The sequence below is a fragment of the Myceligenerans indicum genome, from assembly GCF_016742955.1.
In the GTDB taxonomy this organism is placed as follows: Bacteria; Actinomycetota; Actinomycetes; order Actinomycetales; family Cellulomonadaceae; genus Myceligenerans; species Myceligenerans indicum.
The window spans coordinates 1-12,958 of record NZ_JABBYC010000025.1; the positions used below are offsets into that span (position 1 = coordinate 1).

Here is a 12,958-nt window from a genome sequence, read left to right on the forward strand (position 1 = left end):
TACAAGACACTAAGCTTGAGATTGTCGCTGCCCAGGGAAGCTTTTTTTTTCAAGCAGAAGACGGCATACGCGATGTAGCTCCGTCTCGTGGGCTCGGAGATGTGTATAAGAGACAGCCCCGGTACACCACCCGAGCCCCCCGCCGCCGCGCCCCACCGGACCGATCCACCGCAGGCACGGCGCCCGATGCCGCCGTCAGTCGGTGATCTCATCCTGCGGGGCGCCGCCGGCGCCGGCATCCCTGTCTTCCTCACCGGCTCCTTCGAGGACGGCCTGCCGCTGCTGTGGGCGAACGAGGCGTTCGAGAAGTACGCGGACGTGCGGTTCGCCGACCTTGCGGGCCGCGGGCTGTCCGTGCTGCGCGACAGGCTCGGCGACCACGACGACATCGGTGCGCTCCGTGACCACCTGGCCGGGGGCCAGGAGGTGCAGGCCATGGCCCGTTCCGCCCTCCGGGGTGGGGTCTCGGGCTGGGTGCAGCTCACCCTGACACCGGTACGCGCGGGGCACGGGGAGCGGGTCACGCACTGGATCGGGATCAGCGTCGACGTCTCGGAGCACATGGAACGCCAGGCGGCCCAGCTGGCCAGCCTCACCATGGAGAACCGGCAGCGTGAGGACAACGACCTGATCGCTCAGACCACCGAGCTGCTCACGGACCTCGAGTACCCGTACGTGCTGCGCGACATCGCCGAACTGCTCGGCCACGTCGTGAAGTGGGCGGGCTTCTACGTCAACGACGACGGCCTCAAGCCCGCCGAGGGTATCGACGTGGCGAACCCGCCCTCGGGACGCGGACGCCGGCACGCGCGGTACGTCGCGGGCGACGACCAGCCGCGCGGCGGACCGCCCCGCGGTGCCCAGGACCAGCTCGGAGACGCGACCTCGACCGGCGATGCCGCGGCGCTCGCCCCGGGCCGGCTCCTCGAGGTGGTCGACACGGTCCAGGATCTACTCGACGGCAAGGGAGACGAGCCCGTCACCCTGCACCTCGACATTCCGCACGCCCAGTACTCGGCGTCGGGCTGGCTGCAGCGAGAACTCAGCAGACGCCTCACGGACGAGATCGGCGAAGTGCCCCGCAGCGTCGTCGTGCACCCCGTGGCCGGGCGGAAGAGCACGCTGGGCCTGCTGGTGGTCTGGCTCGACGACACCGGCGCGGACGAGGTCCTGCTCTACGAGGGGACGGACGAGTCCGAGGAGGTGCGGGGCGTGCTGGAGGTCGTGGCGCGCCGCGCCGGGAACGCGATCGACAACGCGCGCCTCTATGCCCGCGAGCACCGGCTCGCGGAGACGTTGCAGCGGGCCATGCTCCCCGAACAGGCGGACGTCCCCGGTCTCGACGTGTGGACCTACTACGCGCCCAACGCGGAGCACGCGCAGGTGGGCGGCGACTGGTACGACATCCTGCAGATCTCCACCGAGGTGGTGGGGCTCGTCATCGGGGACGTCGTCGGGCACGACGTCGAGGCCGCCGCCACCATGGGCCAGCTGCGGTCGGTGGTGCGGTCCTACGCGTTCGAGCTGTCCAAGCCGGGTCTCGTGCTGGAGAAGGTCGACCAGCTCGTCGCGGGGATGGGCATCCCGCGCTCGGCGAGCATGGTGTACGCCGCACTGCGCAAGAACGAGGCCGGCCGACAGGCCATCGAGTACTCCAGGGCCGGGCACCTACCGCCGCTGCTGCTGCGTTCCGGTGAGGTCATCACGCTGGACGAGGGTGGTGGCGCACTGGTCGGGTTCGGCTCACGCGAACGCACCACCGGCACCCAGGAGCTCCGCCCGGGTGACACCTTGCTCTTCTACACGGATGGCCTGATCGAGCGGCGCGACCGGCCCCTGCGGCTCGGGCTGGAGGCGCTGCTGGAGACCGCGGCGGCGATACAGGCGAAGGACGCGGCCGGCGTGGGCGAGGAGCTGCTGGCCAGGCTGGCGGACAAGCCGGAGGACGACGTGGCGATCGTCGTCGTGCGTATCCCCGACCCCGAGGGGGACCGGGCGCAGCCGACTCTGTCGCCACGATGGCGTCGCTGGATGCTGCCGAGCGAGCCGTCGTCCATCGGGCGGGCGCGGCACGCGGTGCTGCGCACCTGCCAGGCCTGGGGGATCGAGGAGTCGGCGCAGGCCGAGCTGGTGGTGTCGGAGCTGGTGGCCAACGGCGTGCTGCACGGATGGGGCCACATCGCACTGCGGCTCTACGACACCGGCGAGGGGCTGCGGATCGAGGTCGAGGACTCCAACCCGGCGCCCCCGGTCGCCACGGACGGACACCCGAACCGCCTGGGCGGCTTCGGAATGCAGATCGTGGACCGTCTGGCCGAATGGGGCTGGCGTCCGTCGGGAACGGGAAAGCTGGTCTGGGCCAAGCTCCGCGACCAGGCGAAGTAGTGTCGCCCGGCCGCGGAGCCGTGGGTCACTTCATCTTGGTGCCGGCGCTCCGGAGCTGCTGGCACGCCTCGACGATGCGGGCGGCCATGCCGGCCTCGGCCAGCTTGCCCCACGCGCGCGGGTCGTAGGCCTTCTTGTTGCCGACCTCGCCGTCGACCTTCAGGACGCCGTCGTAGTTCTTGAAGAAGTGGTCGGCCACCGGACGGCTGAACGCGTACTGCGTGTCCGTGTCGATGTTCATCTTGATGACGCCGTTGTCGACGGCCTCGGCGATCTCCGCCTCGGTCGAGCCGGAGCCACCGTGGAAGACCAGGTCGAACGGGTTCTCCTTGCCGATCTCGTCGCCGACGGCCTTCTGGATGTCCGCGAGGATGGACGGGCGGAGCTTGACCGCGCCCGGCTTGTACACGCCGTGCACGTTGCCGAAGGTCAGAGCCGTCAGGTACCGGCCCTTCTCGCCGGCGCCGAGAGCCTTGACCGTGGCCAGGCCGTCCGCGGGCGTGGTGTAGAGCTTCTCGTTGATCTCGGCCTCGTGGCCGTCCTCCTCGCCGCCGACGACGCCGACCTCGATCTCGAGGATCGTCCGCGCGGCCTGCGACAGCTCGAGGAGCTCGGCGGAGATGACGAGGTTCTCGTCCAGCGGGACGGTCGAGCCGTCGTACATGTGCGACTGGAACGTCGGGTTCTGGCCGTTCTTGACCTGCTCCGCCTCGATGGCGAGCAGCGGCTTCACCCAGGAGTCGAGGTTCTCCTTGACGCAGTGGTCGGTGTGGATCGCGATGTTGACGGGGTAGTTCTTCGCGACCTCGTTGGCGTAGGCGGCCAGGGCGAGCGAACCGGCGATGCGGTCCTTGATCGTGGCGCCCGAGCCGTACTCGCCGCCGCCGACCGACACCTGGATGATGCCGTCCGACTCCGCCTCGGCGAAGCCGCGGAGGGCTGCGGTGATGGTCTGCGACGACGTGATGTTGACCGCGGGGTAGGCGAACTTGCCGGCCTTGGCCCGGTCGATCATCTCGCCGTAGACCTCGGGGGTTGCGATGGGCATCTGCTCCAGCTCCAAGTTGCTCGTGGTGTGGGCGGCCGTCGCTTCCAGATCCGGGTCCGCCCGGGTATGCACCCACGATCTTATGCGCGCTCACGCCGCGCGGCGTGGCCGTCCACGACAAGATCCCGTGCTGCCGATTGCGTTCCATGGCCACTTCTTGACCTTGCCGCAGGCGGCAGCGCCGGGAAGGCCCGGACGGGACGCCTCACAGATGCCGTGCGGCCCAGGCGTGCATGGCGATCGCCGCGGCGGCGCCGGCGTTGACGGAGCGCGTCGACCCGTACTGCGTGATGTGCAGGACGACGTCGCACACCGCCTGCGCCTCCGGTGTGAGTCCCGTGGACTCCTGACCGAACAGCAGGACGCAGCGGGGTGGCAGGACGTACCCCTCGATCGGCACCGATCCCGGGATGTTGTCGATCCCGACCACCGGGAGGCGGCGGCCGTCGTCCCCACCGGGCGCCGCGGCCCACGCGGCCAGCGCCTCCGCATCCGGATGGTGGTGGACGTGCAGGTAGCGGTCGGTGACCATCGCCCCGCGGCGGTTCCAGCGCCGTCGTCCCACGACGTGCACCCCCGCGGCGTTGAAGGCGTTGGCGGTGCGAACCACGGACCCGATGTTCAGGTCGTGCGACCAGTTCTCGATCGCCACGTGGAGCCGGCGGTCTGGCGGGCGGCGGGCATCCATGTCGGCGACGATCGCCTCGACCCTCCAGTAGCGGTACCGGTCGGTGACGTTCCGCCGGTCGCCCTCGGCGAGCAGCTCGGGGTCGTAGCGAGGGTCGGGACGGGGTCCGGCGCCGTCGTCCACGGTGGGCCAGGCCGTGGGACCGCCGGGCCACGGGCCGACGCCGACGGCCGGAGCGCCCGGCGGGGAACCGCCGCCGGCCTCCGGGGGCCCGTCCACGGCACCCGGGGTCCCGTCCCCGGCGCCTGGACCGGTCGCTCTCCCGTCGTCCTCAGGCGTCACGGCTCGCCCGGGACTCCCACAGGATGGCCAGCAGCACGACCCCTGCTCCGGCCAGTGCCAGCAGCAGCGGACCCGCCACCGATCCGGTCGGTGCGAGGAGAGCGTGGGACTCGCTCTGCCACGGCCAGAGGGACCGCAGCGAGCCCAGCATCAGGCCGGAGAGAACCACCATCGTGCCCTGGCGGCGGTTGTGCAGCAGCCACCGCAACAGCTTCACGAAGCTTCCGAGACCCACCAGAGCGCCGAGGGCGAACACCGCGACGAAGCCGAGGTCGCGCTGGTCGATCGCATGCTGCACGGGCACGTACAGGCCCATCACGAGGAGCAGGAACGAACCCGAGACGCCAGGCAGGACGAGCGCGTTGATCGCGATGGCCGCACCGATGAAGACATACCAGAGCTGGGGCTCGTCGACCTCGGCCGCGGGCAGGCCCGTCAGGACGAACGCCGCCGCGGCAGCCGCCAGGAACAGCACGGTGTCCAGCAGCCCGAACCGGCGCGGCAGCATGCGCAGCGGAACCGCGATGCTGACCGCGATCATGCCGAAGAACACGGCGCGGGTCGGCACCGGGTGTGACTCGAGCAGCGGCGCGATCAGTTTCAGCGACAGCAGCAGCACCACGGCCATCCCGCCCAGCACCGGCACCAGGAAGGGCCAGTTGACGTCCTTCACCGCACGAATGCCCGGGCCCACGCCGCGTCCCCGCACGACGCCCGTGACCAGTTCCCGGCCGGCGTGGACGAGCTGGCTCGCGGCGTCGATCAGCTGGTCGTAGAGGCCGATGACCAACGCGATGGTTCCGCCGGAGATGCCGGGGACCGACTCGGCGGCGCCGACGAGCCCACCCCGCACGACGTTCAGGGGCGCGGAGGCCCAGGTCGACGCGCGGCCGGAGGACGACGTGGCGTGGCGAGGCGACGAGGCGTCGTGCTGGGTAGTCACGACACGCAGCGTACTGGCCTCAGATCTTCTCGAAGCCCATCCCGGGCAGGTCGATGTCGCCGCCCTGTTCGAAGACCGGCTGCCCCTTCTCCAGCGGGACCGTCAGACGGGCCACGTCCACGAGCCTCGTCGAGAGCTGCGCGAGGTTTTCCGCACTGGTGCGGCCCGCGGTCCAGACCAGCACGGACGGACCGTCCACCCGGATCCGGGTGCTCTGGAAGTCGGGCAGCATCAGCATCGACATGAAGCGCGGGTCGAGCACCCGGCGCGCGAAGTCGTCGTCGGAGGCGCGCACCCGCCAGGCGTCGTCGAACGCGGGGTTGCCCACCTGGACGTCCTGTCCGCCGAACGCCTTCTGAAGCTTGTCGCGCCAGCCCTCGGGCGTGAGCTCGAGGCGCGGCTCCGCCGGCTCCTCGTCGAGCACGACCACGTGGGCGTGCCGCTTGCGGGAGAACCTCGACTCCGCCGTACCGGTACGCCAGGTGTGCGTGAACGAGATCATGCGGTGTCCGGAGACCTCGCCGTACAGCACGTCCGTGGCGGGGAGCGGCACACCCTGCAGGAACGGGCCGCCCTGCCAGCGGCCGGGCAGCTCGGGATCGGATCTCGCCTCCGCGGGCTCCCATCCGTTCATGTCGGCCCACTCGGCGATGTCCTTGACACGACGACGATCGCGCAGCGGCCTGGTGGCGAGGATGCCACCCACGAGCACCACTGCCACGGCCAGGAACAGGACAAAAGGCTCCATGGCGTAAATATATCGTCAAGCCAGCCTCATGTCCTCACCTGCGCCAATGTCGGTGCACGTCCTTCACCGATGCGCGCCACACCTGTGGGATCCCGACAACGCCTCGCCGCCCCCCGGGCTCACCCCCCGGGCTCACTCCAGTCCCAGATCCTTCAGGCCGATCGGGAAGGTGTACTCCAGCCCGAGCGCCTCGATCTTCTCCTTGGCCCCCGTGTCACGGTCGACGAGCGTCGCGACGCCGGCCACCTCGGCGCCCTCGGCCTGCACGGCTTCGACGGCCTGGAGCAGGGACCCACCGGTGGTGGTCGTGTCATCCACCACGACGACCCTGCGTCCCGCGATCCCCGGCCCCTCGATCCGCCGGCCCGTGCCGTGCGCCTTGGCCTCCTTGCGGATCACGAACGCGTCGAGATCCTGTCCCCGCGACGCCGCGGCGTGCAGCAGGGCCGTGGCGATCGGGTCCGCGCCCATCGTCAGGCCGCCCACGGCGTCCACGTCGGCCGTGCCGAGCCCGGCCTCCTCGAGATGGTCCAGCAGCACGTGCCCGATCAGGGGCGCGGCCCGGTGGTGCAGCGAGACCCGACGCAGGTCGACGTAGTAGTCCGCCTCACGGCCGGAGCTCAGGGTCACCTTGCCGTGCACGACGGCGAGCTCCTTGATGAGATCGATCAGCTGCTCGCGGGGCGTGGGGGAGAAATCAGCGCTCACGAGAGCAAGCGTACGTGGCGCCGCCGCCCGCCGGCCGGTTGTCCACAGCCCGGCAGGCCGGTCGTGGTCAGCGGAGCTTGCCCACCGCGCGGACCGCCCATCGCGGCATCGCGCGCAACACCGCCGAGGCCACCGCGTAGCGCACCGACGGGGTCGAGATCACCACGCCCCGGCGCACGTCCGCGAGCGCCTGCCGCACGACGGACGGGGCGTCCAGCCAGCCCCAGCTCGGGACGGACGACTTCGGGATGCCGGCCCGATCGTGGAACTCGGTGTGCGTGAATCCGGGGCACACGACGGTGGCGGTGACCCCCGTGCCCTTCAGGTCGACGGCGAGACCCTCGGTGAACGAGAGCACGTAGGCCTTGGCGGCAGCGTAGGTTCCGCCGGCGGTGAGCGCGGCGACCGAGGAGACGTTGAGCACCGCGCCGCGCCCGCGCGCCACCATCTGCTGCACGGCGGCATGGCTGAGGCGCACCACGGCACGGACCATCACGTCGACGCCGGCCATCTCACCGGTCGCCCCGCCGCCGGTGAACCGGCCGGGCGTGGCGAACCCCGCGTTGTTGACCAGGAGGCCGACGGGGGCGGGGCCGCTGCCGGCTCCCGTGGCGGCGAGCCGGGCGGCGACGGACTCCACGTCGTCGTGCACGGAGAGGTCTGCCGGCAGCACCTCGACGGCGACGCCCGTCGTGGCGCGGATGTCCTGGGCGACCTCGTCCAGGCGCTCCTTGTTCCGCGCGACGAGCACGAGGTCGTGCTGCGCCGCGGCGAGCTGCCGTGCGAACTCCAGTCCCAGTCCGGCTGACGCGCCGGTGATCAGTGCGGTACCCATGGGGCGCAGCGTAGGGGCGCGGGACGGGGGCAGTCACGGGCCGCTCTCCGGGAGCACGTCGCTCACGGCCGGGTCTCGACCAGGCCGGGCGCGGTGAGCCGCGGGTCGGTCGCGGCCAGGTGCTCGATCGTCCCCGCCCGCGTGATCATCTCGGGAAGGCTCGCGCCGGCGTCGGACAGCGCGTAGCCGGCACCGTCCTCCTCCCAGAAGAATCGCGGCGGGTTGCCGGCGGCGGCGAGTCCGGGCTCGTAGACGGCGATGCTGCCGTCGGGCATGCGGACGGCCTGCGCATCGCCGGCGGATCGCGCGAGGCGGGCGGCGGGGCTCGCCGGCGGCCAGGAGACGTACAGGTACGGCCCGTACGTCGGGTGGTGCAGAGTGAACAGGCGCACGACGTCGGTCGGTGCGACCTCCTGCGCGACGGCCTCGAACCCGTCCGGAACCGGGCCGGACACGGCGCCCTCGGGGGAGATCGTGAGGGCCTCGACCGCGGCGAGCACCTCGTCGGTGGTCATACCTGCGGCCCTGGCCGTCCAGGCTGTGCCGTGCTCCTCCCACATCATGGTGACCGAGCCGTGCTCGGGCTGCTCCCACACCGAGCCCTCGGTGCCGCGCAGTTCGACCCGTCGGCCTCCGTCGGGGACGCTCGGGACCTCGCGGTCCGGGGAGGGGGAGGTGTACGCCCTCTGATGACGGTACAGATTCAGGCCGCGGTTGCCCTCGACGTCGACGTACACGGCCCGTACGGCGGTGGCCAGGCAGCGGACCTCGGTCTCCTGGAGGGTCGGCCGGGCGTCGATCGGTACATCGGGAAGCATCACGGCGTGGTCCAGCTTCCCGGGCCATTCCTCCTCCGGCACCGACGGCGCGGTGTCGAGCGACTGGGTGGTCGGCGCGCAGTCCTCCGTCGACCAGTGGTCGGGCTCGCCCGCCGTGTCCTGCGCACGGGCGGTGCCGGCGGTGCTCGGTGACGGGACGGAGTCGTCCGTGCCGCTCGGTGACGAGCCGCCGCCAGGCAGTCGCGTCACCGAGGAGAGCCCGTGGTCGCCGGCGAGAACCGCCGTCGTCCCCACCGCCCCCAGCAGCAGCACGCCTGCGGTGGCCAGCGCGAGCACCTGGCCGCGCGTGAGGACCGTCCGCTGCGGCGCGAGGGCGTCGACGCCGGGCCCGCGGCGCCGGGCGCCGGCGGATCCTGCCTGCCTCCGCGCTCGGTCGAACGAGGCTCGGGCGACCTCCAGGCCCGCCGGGTCGAGGGCCGCGTCCGGTGCGATCCTCTGCAGGAGTTCCGTCGTGCGGTTCATGCGAGCCTCCTCGTCGGCGCGTCGGGTGTCGTGGCGGTTGCGGCCGGACCTGAGTCGCCGGGGTCGCCGTCCGAGGCGTATGCCTCGAGTCGTCGCCGGGCACGGGACAGGCGCATCTTGAACGCGGCGGTGGTGCATCCCACGACGCGGGCGGCATCGGTGGGGGTCAGGCCGTCCCAGCCGGTGAGCAGCAGCGCCTCACGCTCCTTCGGAGCGAGACGAGCGAGGCCGCCGATGAGTGCGTCACGCTCTTCGACGGAGACGTCGGCCGACTCCGCGGCACGCGTCACGCGGGCAAGGTGGATGGCGTCGCTCTCGGCGGTACGGCGGCGCCGATTGGCGCGCTGGTGGTTCGCCGCGACGTTCCGGGCGACGGTCAGGAGCCAGGGCAGCGGCTCGGCCGGAACGGCGTCGAGCTTCCGCCAGGCGACCACGAAGGTCTCGGCCACCACCTCCTGCGCGACATGCGGCTCCACATGCCGCATGGCGTACGCCTGGACACGCCAGGCGTGGTCGGTCCACAAGGCGCGGAGACGGTCCTCGCCAGGTGGGGGCTGATCCGCTGCCGCCCTCCCGCCGGGCTCTGATCGCGATGTCGTCACACCTGGGAGTGTCCGCTCACGCGCTCGGGTAACAGCACGCGGATCTTCCTGCGGGACGGTCAGTCCGCGTGGGGCGGGGCGGCGAGCGGATCGGGGGCGGGCTGGATCCGGCCGGTGGCCGTGTCGTAGCCGAACCCCTCACGCACCCAGTACTCGAAGCCGCCGAGCATCTCCTTGACGTCGTACCCCTGTTTCGCGAGCTCGTGAGCGGCCTTGGTCGCTCCGTTGCAGCCAGGACCCCAGCAGTACACGACGACGGGCCTGTCGCGGGGGATGGTGCGTGCGGCGCGCAGCCGGACCTTGCCGCCCGGCAGATGGACGGCTCCGGGGACGCGTCCGGCGTCCCACGCCTCGGGAGATCGGACGTCCACCAGGGTGAAGTGCGCCCGATCGCCGGTGAGAGCGGCGTGGACGTCGGCGACGTCGGTCTCGAAGGCGAGCCGGGAGGCGAAGTGCGCGACGGCGGCCGTGGTGTCGGGGGTGGTGGTGTCGGGGGTGGTGGTGTCGAGGGCCGTGGTGTCCGGAGTGATCGTCATGGATCGATCCTCGGTGGGACCGCGTCCCGTGCGGGAGGGGCAGGACCGACCGGCATCGCTAAGATCCTGCCATGACCGATGTCGCCGCCCCGGCGCACCCGCACCGCGTGGCCGTACTGGTCACCGAGGGCATGGCGCCGTTCGAACTGAGTTCGGTGGTCGAGGTGTTCGGGCTCCCCCGGCCGGAGGTCGGCGGCCCCTGGTACTCGCTCGACGTGTGCAGCGACCGGCCGGGTGTCCCGTTGCGCATGACGGGCGGGTTCGCCCTGTCGGCCGAGCACGGCCTGGACGTGCTCGCCGGGGCGGACACCGTGATCGTTCCCGCGGTCGTCGATCCGCGCTCGGGGCCGGCGGACGACGTCGTCCAGGCACTCCGGCGAGCGCATGCCCGCGGGGCACGCGTCGTCTCCATCTGCTCCGGGGCGTTCGCCCTCGCGGCGGCCGGGCTGCTGAACGGGCGTGAGGCGACCACCCACTGGCAGTACGCCGCCCTCCTCGCGGAACGCTTCCCCACGGTCTCGGTGCGCCCCGACGTGCTCTACGTGGATCACGGCGACGTGCTGACCAGCGCGGGCAGCGCGGCCGGTCTCGACCTGTGCCTGCACCTGGTGCGTACCGACCACGGCCCCGCGGCCGCGAACACCGTGGCTCGCCGCCTCGTCGTCCCGCCGCACCGCGAGGGCGGCCAGGCGCAGTTCATCGAGGCGCCCGTGCATCCGGTCGGGAAGCGGGACGACGTCGGCGACACCCTTGCCTGGGCCCTCGACCACCTGTCGGAGCCGATCACCGTGGACGTGCTCGCGCGCCGCACGCACATGGCCCCCCGGACGTTCGCCCGGCATTTCGCCCGGCGCACCGGCACCTCGCCGATCCGCTGGCTCATCGCTCAGCGCGTCCAGGCGAGCCTTCCGCTGTTGGAGGCCGGCGAGTCGGTGACGCGGACCGCCGCTCTGGTCGGGTTCGACAGCCCGGTCACGTTCCGCCATCACTTCGGCCGTGCGATGGGCACGAGCCCGGCCGGCTACCGCAAGGCGTTCCACGGGTAGTGGTGTCGATCCGCGGTGGTGCTCAGCGGACCGCGTGACGGCGAACGGGTACCGGTTCGCCGAGTTATCCACAGATGAAATTCTCGGGTAGCGGTAGACGTGGGCGATACATAGCATCGAACACAACAACGAAGCAGGTCAGTACTGCAACGAGTGTCGTCGACCAGGAGAAGGGGGTGATTCCGGTGCGCGCCGAGCGATCGCTTCCGGCCAGGCCGCAGCCGTCGGAGAGCCTGGCTCGCCTCGCCCCCGGGGTGGAACTGGCAGCTGCGCTGGAGCGGTTGACCGGGCCGGCTCCTTCGGACGGCACTGCTCCGCTCGACGACCTGCCGGACGATGAGCTTAGAACGGTCACCGCAGAGTGGGAACGCGTCGTGTCATGGGCGAGGGCCTCTCAGGCACGGGCCGCGGCAGCTCTGATGGCGCGCACGGACGGCCCCCTCTCACGAGACTCGGTGGCGGGCGAGATCGCCGCCGAGACCCACGTCACCACCGGCGAGGCATGGCAGATCGCCATGCGCGGCGAGGGCACGAACCAGTATCCCGACCTCGCCCGCGCCTTGGCCTCGGGGCGCGTCGACGCCAGGAAGACCGATACGTTCCTGCGCGCGGGGGCGGACCTCACGGCCGGGGAGCGCGCAGAGGCAATCACGGCCCTGCTGCCGGTCGCGCCGCGGCGCACCTGGAGGTGGATCAGCGAACAGCTGAACGCCCGCGCCGCGGTCCTGCACGGCACCAGGGCTCGTCGACGCGACGTGATCGACAGGTGCAACGTGTGGGCCGAGCAGGCGGGCGCCGGCCGCGGCCGCATCGTCGCCGACCTTCCGCTCGCCGACGCCGCTGTCACGTTCAACACGGTCCAGGCGGCCGCCAAGGCCCTCAAGGACGCCCCCGGAGAGACCCGTGCGCTCGGGTCGCTACGGGCGGCTGCCTTCACCGCCCTGGTCACCGGCGGCCTCGTCCTCCCCTGCGGCCCCGGGAGCGCCGAGGACGACGGCGTGGCGGAGCAGCCCACCGTCGGTGGCGGGCCGCCTGGCGACGGTCCCGACGGCCACGACCTGCGAGAGATGCCACCACTGGTCGAGCCCGTGGCGGACACGGACCTGATCCCGGCTCCCGAGGACCCGCACGGCGTCCACCTGACGGCGCCCGCTCCGGATCCTGGCTCGACGGCCTGCCCGTCGGCCGGCACACGCATCCGGGTGGTGGATGTACCCGCGACCCTGAACGTGACCGTGTCCGCGGCCATGCTGCTGGACCCGGACGACATGAGCCCCGGCATCCTGGAGGGCATCGGCCCGATCCCGGCCGACGACGCCGCTCGCATCGCTGCGGACGCCACCTGGCGACGTCTGCTGACCGACCCTGTCACCGGTGTCCTGACCGACTACTCCAGCCGCACCTACGCCCCCGGCACCACCTTGCGCGCCGCGGTCGCGGCTCGTGACCGCTGCTGCCGGTTCCCGGGGTGCGACCGGCCCGCGATGTCGGGTGGACGGACGAACCTCGACCTGGACCACATCGACCCGTTCGATCACGACCACCGGTACCGGTCCGGCGAACCAGGGCAGACACGGGCTGCCAATCTGCATCCGCTGTGCAGGAGGCACCACAACCTTAAGACACACGCGAACTGGAAGGTCGACCGGGATCCGGAGACCGGGACCACCCGCTGGACCGCGCCCAGCGGAACGGCCTCCGTCGTCGAGCCCACCGTCGTCGACCCGGTCATCCGCTACGCGCTCTCGCGCGGCATGACCCTCGCGGCACCTCCCGACCACGCCACGGCCCCACCGAGCAAGGAGCCGCCCCCATCCGGCCCGCCGCCGTTCTGAG

13 protein-coding genes are annotated in these 12,958 nt (G+C 71.8%); 3 read left to right on the forward strand and 10 right to left on the reverse strand.

Translation table 11 applies throughout. The features are described 5' to 3' along the window. A partial coding sequence (locus tag HGK34_RS22345) for a hypothetical protein (protein WP_207193440.1) occupies nt 1-212 on the reverse strand: 212 nt, incomplete at its 3' end. On the opposite strand from HGK34_RS22345, the gene HGK34_RS13480 reads away from it, so the two are divergent. Further along, on the forward strand, nt 187-2,385 hold the full coding sequence (locus tag HGK34_RS13480; RefSeq protein WP_201848260.1) for an ATP-binding SpoIIE family protein phosphatase: 2,199 nt from the start codon (nt 187-189) through the stop codon (nt 2,383-2,385). The two genes, HGK34_RS22345 and HGK34_RS13480, sit on opposite strands and share 26 nt — an antisense overlap. Before the next feature lie 25 nt (nt 2,386-2,410). Here the strand turns inward: HGK34_RS13480 and fbaA are convergent, their stop codons facing one another. The 9 genes from fbaA to HGK34_RS13525 all read right to left on the reverse strand — a co-directional run bounded on the left by fbaA (nt 2,411) and on the right by HGK34_RS13525 (nt 10,076). Beyond that, nucleotides 2,411-3,433, reverse strand: a complete 1,023-nt coding sequence (gene fbaA, locus HGK34_RS13485) for a class II fructose-bisphosphate aldolase (protein WP_201848262.1) — start codon at nt 3,431-3,433, stop codon at nt 2,411-2,413. Nucleotides 3,434-3,638: 205 nt separating this feature from the next. Next, nucleotides 3,639-4,340, reverse strand: a complete 702-nt coding sequence (locus HGK34_RS13490; RefSeq protein WP_201848265.1) for a TrmH family RNA methyltransferase — start codon at nt 4,338-4,340, stop codon at nt 3,639-3,641. A gap of 52 nt (nt 4,341-4,392) precedes the next feature. Next, nucleotides 4,393-5,346, reverse strand: coding sequence for a DUF368 domain-containing protein (locus HGK34_RS13495; protein ID WP_201848171.1), 954 nt, complete (start codon nt 5,344-5,346; stop codon nt 4,393-4,395). 19 nt (nt 5,347-5,365) lie between these two features. Beyond that, nucleotides 5,366-6,094, reverse strand: coding sequence for a type III secretion system chaperone family protein (locus HGK34_RS13500; protein ID WP_201848173.1), 729 nt, complete (start codon nt 6,092-6,094; stop codon nt 5,366-5,368). Between the two features lie 132 nt (nt 6,095-6,226). Beyond that, nucleotides 6,227-6,802, reverse strand: a complete 576-nt coding sequence (gene pyrE, locus HGK34_RS13505; protein WP_201848175.1) for an orotate phosphoribosyltransferase — start codon at nt 6,800-6,802, stop codon at nt 6,227-6,229. A 67-nt stretch (nt 6,803-6,869) separates the two neighbouring features. Next, nucleotides 6,870-7,637: an SDR family NAD(P)-dependent oxidoreductase gene (locus tag HGK34_RS13510; RefSeq protein WP_201848177.1), complete on the reverse strand. Its 768-nt coding sequence runs from the start codon at nt 7,635-7,637 to the stop codon at nt 6,870-6,872. 62 nt (nt 7,638-7,699) lie between these two features. After that, a complete protein-coding gene (locus HGK34_RS13515) occupies nt 7,700-8,938 on the reverse strand; it encodes a hypothetical protein (RefSeq protein ID WP_201848179.1) in 1,239 nt (412 codons plus the stop codon). Continuing rightward, nucleotides 8,935-9,540, reverse strand: coding sequence for an RNA polymerase sigma factor (locus HGK34_RS13520; RefSeq protein WP_201848181.1), 606 nt, complete (start codon nt 9,538-9,540; stop codon nt 8,935-8,937). The genes HGK34_RS13515 and HGK34_RS13520 overlap by 4 nt, the downstream gene beginning before the upstream one ends. A 59-nt stretch (nt 9,541-9,599) precedes the next feature. Further along, entirely contained in the window at nt 9,600-10,076 is a 477-nt protein-coding gene (locus HGK34_RS13525) for a rhodanese-like domain-containing protein (protein WP_201848183.1), read from the reverse strand. Nucleotides 10,077-10,147: 71 nt separating this feature from the next. On the opposite strand from HGK34_RS13525, the gene HGK34_RS13530 reads away from it, so the two are divergent. Further along, complete coding sequence (locus HGK34_RS13530; protein ID WP_201848185.1) at nt 10,148-11,122, forward strand: helix-turn-helix domain-containing protein; 975 nt, start codon at nt 10,148-10,150, stop codon at nt 11,120-11,122. A gap of 455 nt (nt 11,123-11,577) precedes the next feature. Next, complete coding sequence (locus HGK34_RS13535) at nt 11,578-12,957, forward strand: HNH endonuclease signature motif containing protein (protein ID WP_201848187.1); 1,380 nt, start codon at nt 11,578-11,580, stop codon at nt 12,955-12,957. Nucleotide 12,958 lies beyond the last annotated feature (1 nt).

Bases quoted from the DNA above. Each gene is read 5' to 3' on its own strand.
- HGK34_RS13480 (WP_201848260.1), top strand. From the start codon at position 187: ATGCCGCCGTCAGTCGGTGATCTCATCCTGCGGGGCGCCGCCGGCGCC.
- fbaA (WP_201848262.1), bottom strand. From the start codon at position 3,433: ATGCCCATCGCAACCCCCGAGGTCTACGGCGAGATGATCGACCGGGCC.
- HGK34_RS13500 (WP_201848173.1), bottom strand. From the start codon at position 6,094: ATGGAGCCTTTTGTCCTGTTCCTGGCCGTGGCAGTGGTGCTCGTGGGT.
- HGK34_RS13510 (WP_201848177.1), bottom strand. From the start codon at position 7,637: ATGGGTACCGCACTGATCACCGGCGCGTCAGCCGGACTGGGACTGGAG.
- HGK34_RS13515 (WP_201848179.1), bottom strand. From the start codon at position 8,938: ATGAACCGCACGACGGAACTCCTGCAGAGGATCGCACCGGACGCGGCC.
- HGK34_RS13525 (WP_201848183.1), bottom strand. From the start codon at position 10,076: ATGACGATCACTCCGGACACCACGGCCCTCGACACCACCACCCCCGAC.
- HGK34_RS13530 (WP_201848185.1), top strand. From the start codon at position 10,148: ATGACCGATGTCGCCGCCCCGGCGCACCCGCACCGCGTGGCCGTACTG.